The sequence below is a fragment of the Aquimarina sediminis genome (assembly GCF_002895435.1).
Classification (GTDB): domain Bacteria; phylum Bacteroidota; class Bacteroidia; order Flavobacteriales; family Flavobacteriaceae; genus Aquimarina; species Aquimarina sediminis.
In genome coordinates, this window is the sequence record NZ_POYJ01000002.1 from 908,301 (window position 1) to 929,735 (window position 21,435).

General features: G+C 32.8%; 20 protein-coding genes and 1 tRNA gene. 2 read left to right on the forward strand and 19 right to left on the reverse strand.

Annotation, left to right across the window (positions count from 1 at the left end; translation table 11 throughout):
- Window positions 1–175 precede the first annotated feature (175 nt).
- The 4 genes from C1X07_RS08310 to C1X07_RS08325 form a co-directional block, all read right to left on the reverse strand.
- Window positions 176–1,945: a MutS-related protein gene (locus C1X07_RS08310; RefSeq protein ID WP_103069509.1), complete on the reverse strand. Its 1,770-nt coding sequence runs from the start codon at window positions 1,943–1,945 to the stop codon at window positions 176–178.
- A 70-nt stretch (window positions 1,946–2,015) separates the two neighbouring features.
- Window positions 2,016–2,372: an MmcQ/YjbR family DNA-binding protein gene (locus C1X07_RS08315; protein ID WP_103069510.1), complete on the reverse strand. Its 357-nt coding sequence runs from the start codon at window positions 2,370–2,372 to the stop codon at window positions 2,016–2,018.
- Window positions 2,373–2,375: 3 nt separating this feature from the next.
- Window positions 2,376–2,783 carry a GNAT family N-acetyltransferase gene (locus C1X07_RS08320; RefSeq protein ID WP_103069511.1) on the reverse strand — a complete coding sequence of 136 codons (408 nt, stop codon included), beginning with the start codon at window positions 2,781–2,783 and terminating at the stop codon, window positions 2,376–2,378.
- Window positions 2,784–2,790: 7 nt separating this feature from the next.
- Entirely contained in the window at window positions 2,791–3,408 is a 618-nt protein-coding gene (locus C1X07_RS08325; protein WP_103069512.1) for a DUF4230 domain-containing protein, read from the reverse strand.
- A gap of 815 nt (window positions 3,409–4,223) precedes the next feature.
- On the opposite strand from C1X07_RS08325, the gene C1X07_RS08330 reads away from it, so the two are divergent.
- Window positions 4,224–6,353 carry a T9SS type A sorting domain-containing protein gene (locus C1X07_RS08330; RefSeq protein WP_103069513.1) on the forward strand — a complete coding sequence of 710 codons (2,130 nt, stop codon included), beginning with the start codon at window positions 4,224–4,226 and terminating at the stop codon, window positions 6,351–6,353.
- 192 nt (window positions 6,354–6,545) lie between these two features.
- Here the strand turns inward: C1X07_RS08330 and C1X07_RS08335 are convergent, their stop codons facing one another.
- From C1X07_RS08335 to C1X07_RS08380, 10 genes are all read right to left on the reverse strand, one after another.
- Window positions 6,546–6,911, reverse strand: a complete 366-nt coding sequence (locus C1X07_RS08335) for a DUF4260 domain-containing protein (RefSeq protein WP_103069514.1) — start codon at window positions 6,909–6,911, stop codon at window positions 6,546–6,548.
- A complete protein-coding gene (locus C1X07_RS08340; protein WP_103069515.1) occupies window positions 6,908–7,660 on the reverse strand; it encodes a cyclase family protein in 753 nt (250 codons plus the stop codon). The genes C1X07_RS08335 and C1X07_RS08340 overlap by 4 nt, the downstream gene beginning before the upstream one ends.
- A 1-nt stretch (window position 7,661) precedes the next feature.
- Entirely contained in the window at window positions 7,662–8,447 is a 786-nt protein-coding gene (locus tag C1X07_RS08345) for a class I SAM-dependent methyltransferase (protein ID WP_103069516.1), read from the reverse strand.
- An 18-nt stretch (window positions 8,448–8,465) separates the two neighbouring features.
- Complete coding sequence (hemW, locus tag C1X07_RS08350) at window positions 8,466–9,602, reverse strand: radical SAM family heme chaperone HemW (protein ID WP_103069517.1); 1,137 nt, start codon at window positions 9,600–9,602, stop codon at window positions 8,466–8,468.
- A 55-nt stretch (window positions 9,603–9,657) separates the two neighbouring features.
- Window positions 9,658–10,215 (reverse strand): crossover junction endodeoxyribonuclease RuvC, encoded by a 558-nt coding sequence (gene ruvC, locus C1X07_RS08355; RefSeq protein WP_103069518.1) that lies wholly within the window; start codon window positions 10,213–10,215, stop codon window positions 9,658–9,660.
- A 49-nt stretch (window positions 10,216–10,264) separates the two neighbouring features.
- Entirely contained in the window at window positions 10,265–10,744 is a 480-nt protein-coding gene (locus C1X07_RS08360) for a hypothetical protein (RefSeq protein WP_103069519.1), read from the reverse strand.
- Window positions 10,745–10,842: 98 nt separating this feature from the next.
- Window positions 10,843–11,298 carry a hypothetical protein gene (locus C1X07_RS08365; protein ID WP_128755222.1) on the reverse strand — a complete coding sequence of 152 codons (456 nt, stop codon included), beginning with the start codon at window positions 11,296–11,298 and terminating at the stop codon, window positions 10,843–10,845.
- A gap of 233 nt (window positions 11,299–11,531) precedes the next feature.
- Window positions 11,532–13,406 (reverse strand): M64 family metallopeptidase, encoded by a 1,875-nt coding sequence (locus C1X07_RS08370; RefSeq protein ID WP_103069521.1) that lies wholly within the window; start codon window positions 13,404–13,406, stop codon window positions 11,532–11,534.
- 615 nt (window positions 13,407–14,021) lie between these two features.
- Window positions 14,022–16,418 (reverse strand): fibronectin type III domain-containing protein, encoded by a 2,397-nt coding sequence (locus C1X07_RS08375; protein ID WP_103069522.1) that lies wholly within the window; start codon window positions 16,416–16,418, stop codon window positions 14,022–14,024.
- A gap of 34 nt (window positions 16,419–16,452) precedes the next feature.
- Window positions 16,453–16,956, reverse strand: coding sequence for a hypothetical protein (locus tag C1X07_RS08380; RefSeq protein WP_103069523.1), 504 nt, complete (start codon window positions 16,954–16,956; stop codon window positions 16,453–16,455).
- Between the two features lie 327 nt (window positions 16,957–17,283).
- Between C1X07_RS08380 and C1X07_RS08385 the strand changes: the two genes are divergently transcribed.
- Window positions 17,284–17,784: a DUF456 domain-containing protein gene (locus C1X07_RS08385; protein WP_103069524.1), complete on the forward strand. Its 501-nt coding sequence runs from the start codon at window positions 17,284–17,286 to the stop codon at window positions 17,782–17,784.
- A gap of 15 nt (window positions 17,785–17,799) precedes the next feature.
- On the opposite strand, the gene C1X07_RS08390 is transcribed toward C1X07_RS08385, so the two are convergent.
- The 5 genes from C1X07_RS08390 to C1X07_RS08410 form a co-directional block, all read right to left on the reverse strand.
- Complete coding sequence (locus C1X07_RS08390; RefSeq protein ID WP_103069525.1) at window positions 17,800–18,531, reverse strand: SIMPL domain-containing protein; 732 nt, start codon at window positions 18,529–18,531, stop codon at window positions 17,800–17,802.
- 280 nt (window positions 18,532–18,811) lie between these two features.
- Window positions 18,812–18,885: transfer RNA gene (locus tag C1X07_RS08395), tRNA-Asp, on the reverse strand.
- 86 nt (window positions 18,886–18,971) lie between these two features.
- Entirely contained in the window at window positions 18,972–19,901 is a 930-nt protein-coding gene (locus C1X07_RS08400; RefSeq protein WP_103069526.1) for a DUF58 domain-containing protein, read from the reverse strand.
- 132 nt (window positions 19,902–20,033) lie between these two features.
- Entirely contained in the window at window positions 20,034–20,351 is a 318-nt protein-coding gene (gene trxA / locus C1X07_RS08405; RefSeq protein ID WP_034247085.1) for a thioredoxin, read from the reverse strand.
- Window positions 20,352–20,536: 185 nt separating this feature from the next.
- On the reverse strand, window positions 20,537–21,226 hold the full coding sequence (locus C1X07_RS08410; RefSeq protein WP_103069527.1) for a hypothetical protein: 690 nt from the start codon (window positions 21,224–21,226) through the stop codon (window positions 20,537–20,539).
- Window positions 21,227–21,435 lie beyond the last annotated feature (209 nt).

Below are 21,435 nucleotides of genomic sequence, written 5' to 3' on the forward strand. Positions count from 1 at the left end.
TTAAATCCAGTAATTTTTAACTAAATAAAAATGGAAGTAAAACAAATATGTCTGTATAAATCTGTTTTTGCGCTTTAATTTTTCTTTATAAACTTAAAAAAAAATGGGCTATTACAAATAGGAAAAGATCATGATATTTAGAGAATTTGGATATTATATAGATTAGATTCTTATGCTATACAATACCCATCTTTTTTAATAAGAAGGAAGCATTCATATTTTGGCAAACCCCGTCTTTAAATTTGTAATCAAAATATAATTCATCATTTACGATTTGAGCATCAAAAAATCGATTTTCAACTTGGGGTAATTCTATTGCTATTTCGCAAAGACTTAAATCATGTGTTGCAATGATTCCTGTAGCCCCAGCTTTTACCAGTTTTTCTACAAATTTTCGCGAACCGGCAGCTTTATCCTTACTATTGGTTCCTTTAAGAATTTCGTCCAAAATGATAAAATATTCATCATTTTCGAGGGCATTTACGATTTTTTTGAGTTGTGTTAATTCTGAGAAGAAATATGAAGCATCATCACTTAGCGAATCTGAGGTTCTCATACTACTAATCAATTTGATGGGGCGATAATCACAAGATTTAGCACAAATAGGGAGTCCTATGTTAGACATTACAATTTGCAGAGCTACTGTACGTAAGAAAGTACTTTTTCCAGCCATATTAGCTCCAGTAATGATTAGAAATTGTTCATGATTAATCGTTATATCATTATCCACTCTTTTATTTGTGTTAAGCATAGGGTGCCCTAGTTCTTTTGCTTTAAGTATGTTATCGCCAGTAGTTATTTTTGGATAAATATAATCGGGATGATTAAAAGCAAAATTACCCAGAGAATTGTAAGCATCAAAAAAAGCAATAACTTCAAACCATTGATCAACTTTGTTGTGGTTTTTGTCAATCCATTGCTCAATACGATAACACTGCATAATATCCCAAAGCATTAATCCATTTGCCAGAACACCAAACATCATATTGTTGCGTTGATCTAAAGCATTTAGAATACTAGCAAACTTTTTAAGTGTATTCGAAGCTTTTTCTTTTTCATGAATCACCAACTGTTGTTTTTCTTGCAATAAAACAGACTCAAATTTGGTGTTTTCAATTTTATCAACAAGCTTATAATATTGCTCAAAGGTATCTTTTGCCTGATTCGAATCGGTGTATAATTTGTTCACTTTTTTTAGTTGTGTTCCTGTTATACCGAGACCTATAAAAAACCACATTAAAAAATGATTGAAGGTGATAATCTCAGTAAATAATAAAATTAGCATTACCAAAGAAATTCCTGATACAACGATAGGAAGCCAACGCATAACTTTAGGGACAAAGGAGGTGTAGTTTTGTAGCCATTTTTGAATCATAGAGACTGATACAGTTGTATTTACCAAAGAAGCAATAGCACTAAATTCCTGACGCCACACTCCTAGTTTTGAAGTATTTTTTATGGCTTCTTGATTTTTTTCAATATGATTAATCGAATTTGCACTAAGTACTTCGGCTAATTTATTTTTGCCGGCTAATGTAGCAGTTCGATTGGCATATTGAAAGAAAGATTGTTGCCCGAACAAATCAATATCATGACTATAAAAATGAGAGGGATCAATATACTCATTTCCTGGGCTAAGATCATCTATATGACCATTAAAAACGTCAAGCTCTAATTGGTTAATTTCTATAAGTTTCTCTAATTTATTTTTGACATATGATAGATTGCTATGTCTGGTTACCAGATAAATAAATGCTGCAATCCCAATAACGATACTACCTATTATAATTTGAGTATTCGGATATCCAAAATAGATCCCAGCTATTAATAATAAAAAAACCGTTAATCGTACTGTACTGGATATTGCCAGTTGGTTTTTTATTTTTTTTAAAGAGGTTGTATGTATAGAGATTTGTTCTCTGTAAAATTCTTTTGGGTTGTTCATTTTATATTTATGAAAAGCATAGAAAAAGAAGCTTCTTTAGTATTGAATCTGTTATTTTTCCTTTTTGCTGTTAAAGATTTTCTAATTCTTGTTTTACTTTTTTGGTTAGACTGCTTACGACTAGATCATAGGAGTGATCAATCAATTCTAGTATCATATTAGTCGGTAAACTTTCAGAAACGTTAACAGTATTCCAATGTTTTTTATTCATGTGATATCCAGGGGTAATTTCTGGATGATATTCTCGAAGTTCGACTGCTCGATCAGGATCACATTTTAGATTTATACTAAATGGGATTCGTTCTAATCCTGTAAGAGCAAACATTTTTCCCATTACTTTAAAGACAAGGGTGCTTTCATCGAATGGAAATTCTTCTGTAACACCTTTTTTAGAGAGGCAATAGTCTCTGAACACTTCGATATTCATTTTTTAATCATTTAAGGTTTTTCCCATAATCTTTGATGGATCCAGAATAGCTTTAAAACCAAATTGATTATACAATTTATGTGCATCATTGGTGGCTAACATCCATCTACCTACACCTTGTAGATCCGGGTGATCCATAATAGATTTTAGTAATAGTTTAGAATATCCATTTCCACGATATTCTTCAATAACAAATACATCCATCAAATACCCAAAAACAGCGTAATCAGTTAATACCCGTGCAAAACCAATTTGTTTACTGTTAAGGTACACTCCAAAAACCATCGAGTTTTCTATAGTGGTAATCACTTCTTTTTTTGTTCTGCCTTTAGCCCAGTATGAGCGGGTTAAAAACCGATGGATAAAATCGACATCTAATTTTTTTTTATTGGTAGAAATAATTACATCCATTGTTTTTTTATTCTAACTGTTTTGTGTCTTGATTATTGTCATTAAGTTTTAATGCCGAATAATCTAAAGTCCATCCAATAGACTCTGCTAGGGTTTCCATAAGAGAAATTGCTGTTAAAGCTTCTTTTTTTGCCGAATCCATAAGACCGCTTTGAGGTATTTTATCTTTAATAAATTGTTTGGCTTCTTTGTTAAGGTCAGTAAGATCTGCAGAAGTAAAAGGGTTTAACCAGCCTTCTTTTTTGTCATAGTATTTAAAATCTGTTTCTATGGTTAAAAGTTTTGGTTGTGGGAAATGAGTGAGTATAATCCGTTTGTTTTTGGTATCACTTTCTAGTGTTACCTGCGATAAATCAAATCCTACATAAGCTTTGGCTTCGATAATAATTAAAGCCTTTTTTGTACCCGAGAGTAATTTGAAAAATTTATCCTTTACACTTTCATAATGGTAAATTTCGGCAAAATCACCTTCGACGGTAACAAGCTTGCAAACACTTTTTATTTTTTCTTTAAGAACTGTTGATTGTGTTTGTATAGATGATTTGTTTTTTGCAGCGCTAAATCTGGCAAAAATAAAATATGCAAGAAATGCACCTCCCAAAAGTCCTATAAACAATAACTCCATGGGTGTAAATATAGGAAGAATATGATTTAAAGAAGTGAATGTTTTATGTTAATCCGAGGTATAAGAAAGGCTATGGATAAGGAGGGAATAGCAACTAAAACTTTTCGTTTTGAGTATAGAGAATATAATAAGTGGGTGAAATTTCCCCACATTTAGTGGAAATTTCCCCATGTTCTACGGATATTTCCCCGTTTTGATAAAGGAAACAAGATGAGGTTTTTTTACTAAGTGATATATGTGTGGCTAAAAAAAGATAGTGTAATTTTTTTATAATCAATATTTTAGAGTTTGTTGTTTAAGGGTTTTCTTACAAATTTGTATAAAAAACAATTTTTCATTTTTTGTTAAATAAAATACAGGCATGAATATTGTTTTTGTTTAAGAGAATTAAACTTAACGTTAAACATTAAGTCATAAGAAGACCGAATATGATTAGAGATTGATGTAATACTAACCACACTACAGATTTCTCTAATTGTATTCTTTACCCTTAAAACCTAAATATTTATGAAGTCTATTTTATCTTCACTGACATTTTTATTTGTCAAAAACATTCTACACGAGATTCAGAATAACAACCACAGAATCAATCTTCAGAGGAAACAAAGTTTATTGAAAAGAACATATAGGATATGAAAAGGAGAATTCAGTTTTTTAAACAAACTCCTTGGGTCATCTTATAGTATAATTTATTTGAGTAGCATATCAACGCTATTCCTACAAGGTGTTCTTATTTATTATGAGTTTTAGCCAGTACCACTCATACTATCTAATATGCAAATTTTCTAATACCAACACACAAAAACCTTTTAATTATGAAAAATACATTACTCTTATTTTCCGCTTTATTTGTTTTTAGCTTTATGTACTCAAATCCGTGGGATAAGCACCAACCTATTGTTAAGAAGAAATATCATAAATCGATGAAAAGTTGGGCTTCCTACTTCCTTCCATACAATCAGCGATATCAATTAGATGATTCTTCTTCATGCCCTTCGGGTTATTGTGTAGGATCTTCATTCTATTTTTTAAGTAATGCTATGGCAGGAAATCAAAGCCCTGTGGATGTAATCCATACAATGTCTGTTCAGGGGGCTACTAGTGGCTCTGTAGAAATGAGAGAAATTATCTCATTACAAAATCAAGTAAATCAGATATATCAGGGTGCAAGTCAAACAATGATTAATCAAAATTGGAATAGCTTTTTTACTGGTTTAGGATTGACATCATCGAACTACCCTGGAACTATTCCTAGCGAGATAAATGCTGTAGTTTCTAATTATCAATCAGGACAGGGAGTTAATTCACCGAATATTCAGAACCAGCTTGATGTTACTATAGAGCGTGTTCTAAATACAATGAGGCAACATTTTTCTACTAATCCGGTTGGCGGATTAACAATGACCAATCTGATCTTTGAATACAGTGGATCTTCTGTACTAAGTAGATTGGATATTGGGCATATGGTAACCATATTTAGAACCCCTAGTAACAATTACATATTTTTTGATTCGAATGTCGGATTTGGTCTTTTTGAAAACTTTACTTCATTGAGTGGATTTCTTAATGAATATTATAGAAGAGCTAATAGAGTAGATTCAACAAATAGATATAGAATTGAAATTCCATCTAATATAAGAGTTCATACCAATGCTTCTGGTAATTATGGTCCTAATTATCAATTATGTGTTCAGGCTTCTGCTTCGAGAGCTAAAAATAGTGATATCACCATTTCTGCAGAGTTAGAAGACAGGTTAGATTTTTGTAGTAAAAAACTTATTCTAAAAAACCTGAATTATGAAGATTTAAATGTAAATGTTTGGGGGTACAATTGGGCAGGGGCATATTCTATTATAGAACATGGTGTTTCGCTAAAAAGCGGAGAGGAAATAAAACTATCGTATAGAGATGATAACTATTACTATAAAGACAATAAGGTAACTTTTATTGATTTGGATAGTTATGGTACGCCGCCCAATCTTGATTTTACTGACAATCTAAATTTTGCAACTTCTAAAGTGACAGGAGCAATAACATATAAACCTGCTGTGTTATGGGATGAATCAGTAATTGTTGGAGATTATAACTCAGATCAGGTTGTGTATAATAAAACATTAGATCTTGATGGTATTGGGAATCATTCTAAGAATAATCGAATAAATGGCTATGTTATTGGAGAGACCCAGTATATAGAATTATCAAAATGGGATATGCAAAAGTTTGATGTCTCAAAATTGAAGAAGATAAAGTTCGAAAATGTAAATTATGATAATATGGCGACCAGGAGGGTAAGATTAGGGAATAGCGCATGGGATTTGTGGCCTGATATTAATCAAGGGACAGTATTGGAGTTTGATTATAAAGGTGATGGTAATGTCAGCCATGAAGGTAGTGTTGTGCAGCAGATTGATTTGTATCATACAGGACCTGCCAACTATTATTCTGGGGATGAATTTGATTTTAATTGGTACAATGCAAAGCAAATAAATTACCGCCCTTTTTGGTTGGGTAGCGGAGATATTCCAGTGTTTACACTTGTAGATTTTGAGAACGGATATTATTCTGGCTATGTGGATCCAGATGGAGTAAATAGTCATTCCAGGCAGATGTATATCAATATTGATATTAGTCTGGATGGAGAAACATTATCAATACAGCTTTATGGTCATGGAGATAGAGTAAAGCAAAACCAAAATGTTAACGAGGTAGAGGAGGATTTGAAGTTAATTTATCCTAATCCTGTGAAGGGCAGTTTTTCGATTAAATCGAAAGAGAAACTTTATAGTAATACAATTAAACTAATTGATTTAAAAGGAACTGTGCATGTTTTAAAGATTAGTCAAAATAATAAGGTTGATATCTCGGGATTAGCCAAAGGGATGTATGTTGTAAAGTTACAAACAGGAAAAAATACTAGTAAAACCTATAAGATTATTAAGGAGTAGAGGTATGGACGAATCTTGTTGCTGAGAAAATTTTTATAGCCTTAATTATTAAATAAAAAGAACAATTGAAACTTTATTATGTATGAGTTGAGTTTGTGTTAAATGCACGTTGTTTCAATTGAGGCTCTCCAGGTGTGAATAACTGGAGAGCCATTTTTTTTAGGTTTGCCGTTTAAAAAGAGTAATACAGGACTATTTATGAGTCGTTCTTTCCCCAATTACACCTAAGTGAGTGAATTTGAAACCTTTTTCGTATTTAAGACCGTATCTAAGAACTCTGTCAAATGCAGCATGAGAAAAAAGAATTACCCCGACTAGCTGTAGCGCTTCTGTCGACATGTAAAAACCAAAACCATAAATTAAGATAGCTACGCCTTTATGATGAAATAGGTTGTAACTTAATGTTCCGACTTTAGTATTTATGATGTACCCTAGTATTCCAATATCTGGCAACATAAACAAGACAAGAAATAACCACCATGGATATGATAATACGCTAAAAGTACAAACCCCCAGTCCTAACATTGCAATTTCTTCAAGTTGTAAAATTGTTTTCATTCTTCGAATATTTTATAGAGTACAGGCTTGCTTGGAGAGGCATCATTAACAAAGGGTGCTATCTGGAGGTTAAGAAGGTATTGCCCATCAAGGATTTTGTCATTTACATAAATCATTTCTGTGATAGTTGCAGCATGTCTTGGTTTTTCAGGGTAATTCCAAAAAGCTTTATGAGCCAATAATTTCCCTTCGTCTTTTTCTTTGTCGACCGATGGTAGATCAATAAGAAGATGTTCGATACCTAATTCTCTAAGATATATAACAGCTTCTTCTTCTAGGTAAGGCCAATTGGTATTAGAATACTGTCTGGTATTTTTGTCGTTTGTGTTGGGTAGTGTTCTTATAATTATAGCTTCAGGAGTTACAGAAGATAATGAGTTTACAATATGCTTCTTGGTGAATACCTTATCTCCTCCCTGTTCTTCTGGTTGAAGGGAAACAACTTCGGCAATAAAAAAAAACTGCTTTAGAGCATCATTGATACTGTGAAACTCTGGAGTAATATGACCAACACATTCTGTATGAGTTCCGTGACCATGTGGATTAAAAAAAATATTATTAAAGTTAGTCGAAGCACCTTTGGATACTTGCCCAACCCATTGCCCATCAGTAACAGGCTCTATCCTTGGTTTGGGAATATACCATGCATTTACATTTTCTTTATCAGCTCGTAAAGGAATGGATATATCCAGAGGTTTGGAAAGATCAACTTTATAAGATTGATTGTTGTGTTCTATTGTTGTAATCATATTAAACTTTTTCGACTACTATAAAAAGATAGTCACCTTTGGTATTTTTGTAAGTTGAAATTATATCTTTTATTTTTCCTGAGACAATATCTTTTTCGAGAGTAGCTAACCCTTGATTTACTTCTTTGATGTTTGCCAAAGATGAAAAAGAGGATATACCATGGCGTACTGTAGGTTTTAGATATAGCGAAGGGTTGTTTTTTCCTGAGTACAAAAAAAGATCTTGCAAATCAGGTAAGATATTGTATTTCTCGGTAGTTTTTATATATAAGTTATTTGCTTTCAAAGTGGATTCTATCTGGTGGTAGGGTGGCATTTGGGCAATAGAATCTGCCATCATTTTTGGAAAATAATGGTTTAGCCAATACCCTTTCATTTGATTTGGAGTGGCTGTGAAGATTACAATTTTTCCATTTGGTATTAATACCCTATTAAGTTCAGAAAACCCTTTAAATATATCAGACCAATGATGTATGGTTAGGCTTGCAATAATCCCATGAACACTTTCTTTGGGTAATTCTATATTTTCAGCTTTTCCTATTTTCCAGCTTATTGAATTATTTCTAGATGCAGCTTTTTCTAGCATTTCAGAAGAAGGATCAATTCCGATAAATTGATATCCTTTTTCCGAAAAAATAGTAGTATAATTTCCTGTTCCACACCCTATATCAAGGTATGTTTCTTCTAATGAAGGGCTTAAAAGTGATTGTAGTCTACTAAAAAGGTAAGGGTCAGCTTTTCGGGTCAGATTGTAGTTAACGCCGATTGTGTCATATTTTTCTTGCATAGCCCCAGATTTACAATATCACTCTAAATTTAATAAGAAAAGATCACTTGCAATACCATCGGTTAAAAACTTTCCTTTTTTGCTGACTAGTAAAGTGTCATTGTCTAAGGATATAAGGTGTTGATCTATAAATTTTTGAACTTGTTTTAGAAGATGTTCTTTATATTTTTTCCCAAAATCCTTTTCTACTTTTTGTATTGATACACCCCAGATAGTACGCAATCCTGTCATTATGTATTCATTGTAAACATCTGTAGTGGTTAAATTTTCGATTTCTTTTGGGAGTATATTTTGATGAATTTCTTTGAGGTATTTTGTATTGTTGTTAATGTTCCAGCTTCGTTGTTTTCCATTAAACGAATGGGCAGAAGGTCCTATTCCCAGATAATGTTTTCCTTGCCAATAGGCAGTATTGTTTTTGCTGAAATATTCTGGTTTGCCAAAATTAGATAATTCATAATGAATAAAACCTTCATGTTCTAGGGTGTCTACCAGAATTTTAAAATGTTCTTGTGCTAAATCATCATCAACAGAAGGGATTTTTCCTTTTTCAATCAATTTAGGTAATGCAGTGTTAGGTTCAACCGTTAAAGCATAACATGAAATGTGTGGAACTCCAAAGTCCAGAGCCAATCTAATGTTCTGTTTCCATCGTTGCATGGACATATTTGGGATGCCGTAGATTAAATCTATTGAAATATTATCAAAATAACTAGTAGCGATAGTGAGGCATTTTTTGGCTTCCTCTGCATTATGTGCCCGGTTCATCATTTTAAGATCTGTTTCAAAAAAAGATTGAATACCAATACTTAATCTATTTACTTTGCTTTTGGCTAGAGATGTTATTTTTTCTTCGGTTAGATCATCTGGGTTTGCTTCTATTGTAATTTCTGCGTCTTGATCAACTTTGTAATTCTTATAGATTGTGTCTAAAATAAGTTGCAATTCATCTACGGATAATACTGTTGGCGTACCTCCTCCAAAATAAATGGTTTTGATTGTTTCTTCAGAATCCACTTCTGATTGTCTTAATTTGATTTCATTGCATAATGCAGTAATCATCTCATCTTTTTTTTTCATAGAAGTAGAGAAATGAAAATCGCAATAGTGGCAAGCTTGCTTGCAAAAAGGAATATGTATATAGATACCGCTGATGATGTTTAATTTTATTTAGTTGAGAGAAATTAAAATCAGAAAATTTGTTTACACTTTACTTCTTTACTCGTTTCTCATTTTGTTTTACAAAAGCTGCCCAACCTGTGTAGCTTTTACCAATAATATCTGCCCTACCCATATTATAAAAATGGCATACTGCTGCAGCGAGACCATCTGTAGAATCCAGGTTTTTAGGTAAGGTTTTAAGTTTTAATAAGCTTTGTAGCATTTTGGCAACTTGTTCCTTGCTAGCATTACCATTACCGGTGATAGCCATTTTGATTTTTTTGGGAGAATATTCTGTGATAGGGACTTCTCGACTTAATCCAGCCGCCATTGCTACTCCCTGAGCTCTACCTAGCTTAAGCATAGATTGCACGTTTTTACCAAAGAAAGGTGCTTCAATGGCTATTTCGTCTGGATGATAAGTGTCTATTAGCTCTATTGTTCGTTCAAAGATGAGTTTTAATTTTAAGTAATGATCATCGTATTTACCAAGTTGAAGTTCATTTAATTGTAAAAAAGACATTTTTTTCTTGTGAACTTTAATAAGTCCAAATCCCATAATGATGGTTCCTGGGTCAATACCCAATATGATTTTTTCGTTTTCCAATTGAAAGCTGCATTTTTACAAAACTACGCAATTATGAATAAGTATTGTCTTATTCGATATGTAATACCAAAGGAAGTTTGTATAGTGTATTAACTGGCGTGCTACGTGTATGTGCTGGTTTAACTTCTGGTAGAGAAGCAATACTTTTTTTTAAACTATCTTTTAGATCAGGAATATGAACTTTTATAGAGGGAGGTAATTCGAAATCTTCGAGTATTATCTTGCCTTGATTAGTAATAAGTAATGGTACCCATATGGTGTCGTTAATAGGTTCTTTTACTGTTATGGTGTGTTTGGCAAGATAGTTATATATGTGTTTGGTGATTGTATTTTGGAAACATTGCTCGAGCTCTTCTACAGCTTTGTACTTACAAGCAGCAAATAAAGGAGGTTGTTCTACTTCGTTTCTATTAAGTTTTTTCAGCCCTTCTTCTATAATGTCGTCTTTGCTTTCTTTTTTTAGCACAAAATCTTTGCATGAAAATACCATAACAACCAATAGACTTATATACCAATATCTTAGATTCATTATCCGTAAACTATTTCGGATTGCCAAGCTACATAAAATTTTTAAGAGATAGAAAGGAATAGAGGGTTAAAAGATAAAGCAGAGTGTAATCTTAGATGTTAATCATTATCGATATTTTTTTTATGTGAAGATAGGTCTATTACGCTATTATTAATTTGAAAAATTATAGGTAAAGTGTATGTGTTTTCAAAGGTCTTTTCTTCTTCCAAACCAGTGTCAGTTTGCAACCAAGGAATCGTATATGGTAGGGCTTCAAGAGTTCTTATCGCTTCTAGTTCTAGTTCTGGGGATGATGATTTTGCTTGTATATCTATAATTCGCCCAATTTGATCAACTTTAAAGCGGGTGTAAATCCTATTGGTTCCGGATTTTGCATATGGTACAATTGCAGAAATATTGTAATTAGTATCCACAAAGGTTTGTATAGCACTAGTAATGCAGTTTCTTCTTATACGTTCGTTTGTTTCATTTTTACATTTTAAGAAAGGGTTGTTTTGTGAAAATGAGGATAAGAATACCATTAGTGAAATGGATAGTGTTAAAAATGATCTCATATTTTGGGGAAATTTTATGATCAATTAGTAATTTGTTTGCCGTTTACTAAGGCAAAAAAAATAAATAAAAAAGTAATGGAAAGCACAAAGAATTATTAATAACCTATAAGATGAGTATATTCATATTGGCGTAACAAATCTGAAACATTATGGACATATTTATTAAAATAAAAAGAAGGATTTTGTACTGAAACAAAATCCTTCTTTTGGTTTTTGTAATACCAGGTTATAGTTTATTTCTTAATAAATCGAATAGTTTTGTTAATTTCTTTTGATTGAATGTTCAAGATGTAAATTTTGGGATCTAAATGGGATAGATCCAGCATTAGATTATCTCCTAATGTTTTTTGAAGGAAGATATTTCCGTAAATATCCATCACTCTTATAAAAGGGTTTTCTAGATTACCTTTGATATATAGTACATCACTTACTGGGTTTGGGTAAATGACTAAATTTTTATATCCTATATTCAATATTGGAGGCGCCTGAGTCGATCCCAGTTGTATAGATTTCCAATTAGAATAGTCACTACTACCTGCACTATTTGTAGCTCTTATACGAAAATATTGCGTGCTTGCTGATGCTAATCCAGTAAAATTATAAGTATTAGTTGTCGAGGACTCTTTGGTTTTCCATGCCCCATTTTCCCATAATTGAACATCATATGATGTAGCTCCTGAAGAAGCTGTCCAGTTTGCCGTAAATGATGATGATAATATATTAGAGGCATTTAGCCCAGAGGGTGTAGAAGGAATTGTTGTTTGTCCCCCACCAGAAAGAAGTTTAACTGTAGAATAATCAGAATATTCACTACTACCTTTACTATTAGTAGCCCGCACCCGAAAATATTGCGTGCTTGCTGATACTAACCCAGTAAAACTGTAAGTATTTGCAGTAGAAGATCCTTTAGTTTTCCAAGCTCCGTTTTCCCATAATTGAGTATCATAAGAAGTAGCGCCTGTTGATTGATTCCAGTTTGCGGTAAACGAAGTGGCTGTTACATTAGATGAGTTCAATCCAGAAGGTGTAGCCGGAATAGTAGAATTAGATGTAAGATTCACTGCCAGGTAATTAGAATAATCACTACTGTTTGTGCTGTTAACAGATCTTACTCGAAAATGTTGCTCACTATTTGGTTGTAATCCAGTGAAATTATAAGTGTTTGTTGCTGGAGATCCCTTGGTTGTCCATGTTCCATTTTCATATAACTGAACATCATAAGAAGTAGCACCCGTTGATGTATTCCAGTTTGCTGAAAAAGAAGTTGAGGTGATATTGGATGCAGACAAGTTGGTTGGTACTCCAAGTGTACCGCCTCCAGAATTTCCTAAAAGATCGTTGGTTATTGTTTTTATTTCATTTTGACATACTTCGCAAAAGGTGCTATTAAGGTATCTCATTTTGCAATTTTGATGAGGGCGATACCATGAAGGGCTTTCTTCATGTTTATAGACACCCACACCGTTTTTTCCTATAAGTTTATTCCATTTAACAGTAATAGCATCTCCATTTTGAGTTAGGTTAGCTTTTTCGGCGGCATATTGACTTCCTGCCCAATATTCATCTGCTAGTTTTGCATATGAGTGCCCTGCTTCGTGCAATGCAAGACCTAAGGCATCTGTATGTGTCGAAAAAGTTGCTATTTCACCACCAGAACCTCCATATTTTGAGTCATTGACAATTAGAAATATTTGATCATAATAGGGTGTGTTGGCATTTGCTACTTGGGTGACGAGACTTGTTTTTGAAGCAACTAAAAGACGATCCATCCCGGCATAGCCATATGTACTACCAAAATAATTGTCAACAGGACTTTGTGGAGTACGACCTGCTCCACTTGCATTAGACGGTGCTTTAATCGCAAAAACATTGAAACTTGTTTTAATGGAGTTATACGGAGCTGTTTTAAAATAACTGTCTGTTACCTTTCGTACATCTGTAAGGTATTTATTCATCTCATGACTCTGATAACCATCTCCTAAAAAAACGATATTGACTTTTTTAGAGGTAGAACCGTTATTCATGATATTAATAACTTCAAAATTTTGAGCTTGTAAACATTGGCTTAATACTAATATGACCATTAGTAATAGTTTGGCTTTTTTCATTTGATTTGAGTTTGTGGTTAATTCTTAAGATTTGCTGGGATTTTTTAATAAGAAACTTCGATATGAACCAAGATGTTTAATGGTTATATAAATAATTCTTATGTGTTTTATAAAAGAAGTTAGAGGTTTTTTAAAACAACAAATGTTTTTGTATTCAACCTAGATTATATTTTTTTGTTTTGATTATTGAAAATCAATTTATGACTAAAGAAATACAAGTTTTTACTATAAAATATAGGAAGGATCGGTTAATATTTTCTAAGTTTTCCCTTTTAGAAAAATTAAGATAATGATGAGGTGTAATTCCAATAATTATTCTCACATAAGAAAATTGAAAGAAAAAGAGTTTGAGTGATCATGTGTTAGAGTTTGTGTTAATTTGTTGAACAATATACAAAATTAAATTAACATAAATTTAGAATATGTAAGAAATTACCTATTAAATTAATTGTTTTTTAAAATGTAAGATTTGTATTTTATTTTTTTATGATCAAATGACGTAGTTTTCATCATATTTGGAGGAAATGAAATAAGGGATACGATTTAAATAAAAAAGAAGGGTTTTAAAATATTTTAAAACCCTTCTTTTCGCTTCTATGAATAGAGCATTATAATTTATTCTTTGATAAAACGAATGTTTTCGTTAATATCTTTTGATCTAATGTTTAAGATATAAACCTTAGGGCTTAAATGAGATAGATCTAATTCTAAATGATCTCCCAAAGATTTTTCTACAAAAACATTTCCATAAACATCCATTACTTTTACAACAGGATTCTCTAAGTCACCTTTGATAGACAATATATTGCTTACAGGATTAGGGTGTATAAAAATATTATTTTCTACAGGTGGAGCAGCAGGAGCCGTGGGAAGTTGAATAGACTCATAGTTAGAATATTCACTACTGCCAAGGCTATTAGTAGCCAGTACACGGAAATATTGAATACTTCCAGAAACTAATCCTGTAAAATTATAAGTATTAGTCGCAGGAGATCCTTTTGTAACCCAGGCTCCGCCTTCCCATAATTGAATATCATATGAAGTAGCTTCTAAAGAAGCAGTCCAGTTTGCAGTAAAAGATGTTGGAGTAACATTAGCAGTACTTAAACCTGAAGGGACAGCAGGGATACTACTTGGTGCAGTAGATACAAGAGTTACTGTGATATAATCGGTATAGTCACTACTACCTGCAGTATTAGTAGCTCTAATACGTAAGTATTGAGTACTTTCTGATGCTAAATTTGAGAAATTATAAGTGTTGTTTGGAGTAGATCCTTTTATGGTCCACGCTCCATTTTCCCATAGTTGCATATCATAAGTAGTGACACCAGTAGAAGTAGTCCAGTTTGCTGTAAACGAGGTTGTTGTAATATTACTAGAACTTAGATTGGTTGGGATTCCTGGAATAACAGGACTAACAAGGTTTACTATAAAAGAAGCAGAGTAGTCACTATTTCCTGCGCTATTCTTGGAGCGAACACGGAATGTTTGCGAACTATCCAACGCAAGACCAGAGAAATCAAAAGTATTCGTTACAGGTGATCCTTTTGTGATCCAAGTTCCATTTTCCAGTAGCTGAATATCATATGATGTGGCTTCAGCTACTGCTGTCCAATTGGCTGTAAAAGATGTTCCAGTAATGTTAGAAGCATTCAAACCAGTTGGGATTCCTGGAGTAGCCGGGGCAACAAGGTTTGCTGTAAAAGAATCAGAATAATCGCTACTTCCAGTGCCATTATGAGCCTGTACTATAAAATGTTGAGTACTATTCAAAGCTAATCCAGAAAAATTATAGTTATTCGTTGTTGGAGATCCTTTTAAAACCCAGCTATTATTTTCCCATAAATAAACATCATAAGAAGTAGCACTAGGAGATTTATTTGCTGTCCAGTTAGCCGTAAAAGAGGTTCCAGTAATATTAGCGGTATTTAAGCCTATAGGTACTGTTGGTACAAGAACAACTTGAAAGAAATCAGAATAATTACTACTACCAAGACTATCAGTGGCACGTACACGAAAATACTGATCTTCATCTTCTGGAATTACAAGTTGAGAGAAATCAAAACTATTGGTAGTTGGAGATCCTTTGGTAACCCAAGCGTCGTTTTCATATAATTGAACATCATAAGTAGTGGCTCCTGGTGATGCTGTCCATGTACCTGTAAAAGAGTTCGTCGTTATGTTTATTGCTGCTAGATCGGCTGGTACTGGTAAGCCAATCCCTGTATTGGTCATAAGAGCGTTAGTTTTGACTTTTATTTGATGTTGACATACAGGGCAAAAGGAAGCCGCTAAAAATCTCATTTTACAATTCTGATGAGGACGATACCAGGTAGGAGCCTCTTCATGTGGGTAAATACCAACACCTGATTGCCCTAGAAATTGATTCCAGACTATAGTTGTTGAATCTAAATTTTGAGTTAAATTAACTTTTTCGGTCTGTGCTGTTCCTGCCCAATACTCATCTGCCAATTCGCCATAAGAATGACCACCTTCATGTAGTGCAAGATCAAGAGCATCTGCATGAGTAGAGAAAGTTGCATAATTACCTCCTGATCCACCATATTTGGTGTGATTGACAATTACAAATAACTTGTCATGAAAAGGTGTGTTTTGATTAACAACGTTATTAAGTAAATCTTGTTTTGAAGGAACCAAAAGGCGATCCATTCCATAGTTACCATATGTACTACCAAAATAGTTGTCAACAGGAGTTTCTGGTGTTAGACCTGCACCACTCTCATTTGAGGGTACTTTAATAGCATACACATTAAAACTTGTTTTAATTTCGTTATATGGTGCAATATTAAAATAAGCATCCACAACTGCTTGTACATCATTGATATACTTCGTCATCTCATTGCTCTGATAACCATCTCCAACAAAGACGATATTTACCTTTTCGGAATTAGATCCATTATTCAACATATTCACAACCTCAAAAGTTTGAGCTTGAGGATACTGCCATAAAATGAGCATAAGGGTAATAAGGGTGGGGTAGAGTTTTTTCATTAGTTTTGGGGTGTTTGGGGTTTGCGTTATTAAGTTATAGTTTAATTTTTTTTAAAAATTGGGAGTTAGGTTTATCATCAGCATACTCTATAATTACGTATTCTATAGCTTTCTCATATCTTGCTCTAAAAGAAACAATAGAAGACTCTTTGGTTATCGGTTTATATTGTAATTGATGTTGGTCATTTTCATATTCAACATGCTGGTGTAGAGGATTTTCAATAATTGTACTTTTGATAATATGAAAATCTGAATTAGCAAGAGATATTTTATACTTATCTTTAGGAATAGAAGGGATACGATCAAAATCTTTTTTTAGAAAACCTTCGGCTAGGTTTTTATCTCTTAGTGAGATGGATATACCTCCTGATTGGTTGTTGTCTTTTTTGAACTCTAAATTAAATATTAGAATGATATCCTCTTTTGGTGGAGATATACGATCAGTATCTTCCAGGTAACTGTTGTTTTCAGAAGTTGTGAAAACTCCTTTTGAACAGGAAATTAATAATAAAAACGATGTTATAAAGATTAATTTCATTTTGTAGGTATGAATTTTCTTACATAAATATATGTAAAAAAATGATAAAAACAAAAATAAGTTAAAATACAGTTAAAATTTTAACAAATTTGTAAAATTATACTAGTGTAAATATTTAAAAATAAGATCATTTTATGGTTTTACAGTATTATTATAAAGTGTTAAGTGTATTTTTAGGCGTTGAATATTAGTCGTTTGTAAAGTTTTATTCCAAGGAAAAAAGCCATGCTGTTTTAAGTGTTAATGTTTTTTTCTTCTTTTTGTAGGTAGTTTTTGAGAAGCGTAACAAACTTGAAACATTACCGTCATATAGTTAAAACAGAGCGCATGGATATAGCATTAATCATAATTGGTTTTTTATTTTGTCTTTTGGGGATAATAGGGAGTTTTCTTCCTGTACTGCCAGGACCATTTACTTCTTGGATTGGGTTGTTAATTCTTCATATTACCGATGCAGTTCCTCAAAACTGGACTTTTTTGGGAATTACACTTGGGATTTCGCTTGTAGTTTGGGTTTTGGATTATGTTGTTCCGGCTTTGGGAACTAAAAGATTTGGAGGAACCAAATACGGGATGATTGGTAGTTCTATTGGTCTTATTATAGGTATAATATTTATGGGACCTTTTGGGATCATTATAGGACCTTTTGTTGGGGCTTTTATAGGAGAGTTGATAAAAGATAGCAATGAATCTTCAAAAGCCTTAAAAGCTGCGTTTGGTTCTTTTATCGGCTTTTTGGCAGGGACCTTTCTTAAGTTTATAGTATCAGTTGGTTTTCTGATCTTCTTTTTTATTAAAGTATCAGAGAATTGGGGGAATCTATTCTAGTAGATGTGGTTTGAATTATTTTATGGTATACACTAGTTTTGTAGTGATTGAAGCGGTTTTTTCTTTGGAAGAAGTGTTTAGTGCTCCACCCCAGGAGTGATCTTCTCCAGAATGTCTTCCTGTAATTTGAAAAATTCCCATTTTGGCAACAGTAAGTTCGTCCAATGTTGATCCAGAATTTTTGGCTATTTTCTCAGCTCTTAATTGTGCATTCTCGGTAGCTTTAGAAATCATTTCTATTTTTAACTCGGCAAGTTTGGTATAGTAGTATCTTGGTTTTTTTGAATAAAACTGAACTCCTTGATTAAGGAGCTCCGTAATCTCCCTGGATATTACCTCGACTTTTTCTATTTCACAAGAGCTTATTTTAAGAGTTTGCGATAATTGATATCCAGTAGGACTTTCTCCAAGATAATTACCAGTGTCAGAGTAGTTCGATTTTGTAGTGCGATTCGTGATTACAGCATCAAAAACTACAGTTTTGGGATCGATGTTATTAGAAGTCAAGTATTCTGCAACTGTATTTTTGTCTGTTTTAAGGTCTATGTATGCTTGTTGTAAATCATTATTTGTTTTTGTGAATTCTCCTTCCCATACTATAAGGTCAGAAGAAAAGCTTGTTGTGCCATGTCCTGTAACGGCGATTGTTCTTTCTGGCTTATTTCTGTTCATATATGCATTTCCAAGAACAATAGAAGAGGTGATAATGGCTAATGAGAATACAACAGAGCTAATGTTAGTTTTCATTTTCTTTAAATTTTCTTAGGTCTAAAGTATAAATAAGGGTTGTTTTAAAACGCCCTGAATTCAGGGTTTTTGAAAATGCTAAACAGGGATAAAGAATACCCAAGGTTGTTTTTGTTGAATAAAACACGAAAAGAAATGAATTAAAAAAAGCCTCTCCAAATTTATATGGAAAAGCTTCTCATTGGTTTACTACTAAACCACTCACGCTAGGCGTGAGACAACACAACATCTTCTTGCTAAAAAAAAGCCTCAATATATATTGAGGCTTTTTGCAATTTTGCGGTCTGGACGGGACTCGAACCCGCGACCCCCTGCGTGACAGGCAGGTATTCTAACCAACTGAACTACCAGACCAAAGCCTTATTGCGGATGCAAATATACACCTCATTTCATTATCCGCAAGCATTTTTTGTGTTTTTTTTCAAAATAGTTTTATGTTTCTAGGCAAACTTCTGTCTTTCAATAAAATATGTAGTCAAAATTTTATCAAAATTTTTAGTGACATCCGCCTCTACATACTTTATCCCATATTGAGCACATTTCATTTTTAAATCATAAAAATATGAGGATACCGCTTCTTGATAGTTTTCTTTAATATTATCGGCATAGAGATTAATAAAATCTCCTGTTTCTACATCTACAAATCGAGTAGGTTGATTGCTAAAATCAAAATGGAGTTCTTTCTCACTATCAAATGTGTGAAAAAGAATAACTTCATGTTTATTGTATTTAAGATGCCGAAGAGCTTCAAACAATTTCTCAGGATTTGAAGTGGCTTGAAACATGTCTGTAAACAAAAAGATTAGCGACCTGCGGTGTATTTTCTCTGCAATCAGGTGTAGAAAAGTATAAGTGTCGGTGTTTTTGCCTTCAGAAACGTTGGTTATGGTAGAGTTTAGCCTATTAAGTAGCATCTGATGATGTCTCTCACTACCTTTCTCAGGAGCATAATAATCATACTCATTGCTATAAATGCTAAGCCCTATAGCATCACGTTGTTTCTTTAATATATTCATTAAACAAGCAGTTGCTAGTACCGAAAAACTTATTTTGTTTAATGACTCCAGATGGTGTTCTTTTATTTTGGGGTAATGCATTGAGGAAGAATTATCAATGATAATATGGCACCTTAGATTTGTCTCTTCCTCATATCTTTTGGTAAAAAGCTTATCCGTTTTGGCAAAGAGTTTCCAGTCAATATGTTTTGTGCTTTCTCCATTGTTATATACTTTATGCTCTGCAAATTCTGCAGAGAAACCATGAAAAGGACTTTTGTGCATGCCAGAGATAAAGCCCTCTACAACTTGTTTTGCAAGTAATTCAAGATTGGTGAATCCACCTGTTTTATTGATTTCTTTTTGAATATCCATCAGTTATTCTTTCATAAAAAGTGAAAACATGAATGATTAGTTTGGTAACAATATACGTATTGCAAAATAGTATTCATAAAAAAAGGTTTGACTTTTAGGTCAAACCTTTTTTTATTTTTAAATGCCAAATTTTTACAAAAGAGAATCTAATGCTTCAGCATATACATTTTTTGGAGAAACACCTACCTGGCGACCTACAACTTCTCCATTTTGGAAAACTAATACTGTAGGAATATTTCTTACACCATATTTAGCAGCAAACTCTTGATTAGCATCAACATCTACTTTACCTACAACGGCTTTCCCGTCATATTCTTCGCTAATTTGTTCTATGATAGGGCCAACCATTCTACATGGACCGCACCAAGCTGCCCAAAAATCTACTAATACAGGTTTGTCACTTTTAAGTACTACTTCGTCAAAAGTAGCGTCTGTTATTTCTAGTGCCATAGTAATTTATTGTTTAAAAATTCTTGTTATTTTAATATTCACAAAATTAGTCAATAATTCTGCCAAAGCTTACATTCATAATATTAGTTTTGACTATAGAGTTATTTGATTTTCTGATACCAAATATAATATGAAAGTATTACTTTATAACTAATTAGGTGTCAAAATGATGATTATAAGTCGAATTATTTTAGAATTTTAAGCTCTTTTAATAAGTAATGTATTGAGACCAAATGAGAAAATAATACAATTGGAACTATTACAGAGGGTAACCATACGTAAGGAAGATATAGTAAGGCAATATTAGGCTGATCAAAAGCAAATTGCTGAAAAGGAGAAGGGAAGGAGAGAATCGCATTAAGTATAATAAATAATAATAACAATAAACAAACAATATTCCAGGTTAGGAGAACTCTAGGTCTAATGATTTTATTTATATATCCAAAATAGAATATAAAAGGAGCTGTGATTCCTGCAAGAATGTCAAAATTTCTACCCGAAAATGTCATAAGCTCAGGTATAGCTTTGTGCAAAAACAACCAATATAAAACAAGCTCTACGGGTATCCTTACAGTATGAAGTAATGTTAATGTTTTAATACTAAGAGTATGGATAAATAGCTTCCCTTTTTTGGTAAAAAATAAAGAAATAATTAGAAGTAAAGGTGGTACAAGAGCTAAGCCAAAACGAGGTGGAAAAGATGTAGTATCTTGATAGAAAAATGAATATCCCAATATTCCTTGTATAGATGCCCACCCAATAAGTATGAACAAAACTTTTTTTGAATTGTTACATGCTTTGTAAAACAAAAAAACACTAATACCTGTGGTGAGTATAAAAACAATTGAGACATACGATGCTATATTTTCTAACATAACTATGGTTTTATGATTAAAAAAACTATTCCAGGTGTTTTGTTTATCACATTTTTTTTAAACAGATAAAAAATGAACTAGCCAAAAAAAGGCGTAAATGGTTTGTTTTGTACGATATAGCAAATGTAAAAGGTTTGCGAATTAATACACTTGTCCTATGGCAAGAAAAGAAATGGATGTTTTTGATGTAGTAAGACGTATTAAACTGT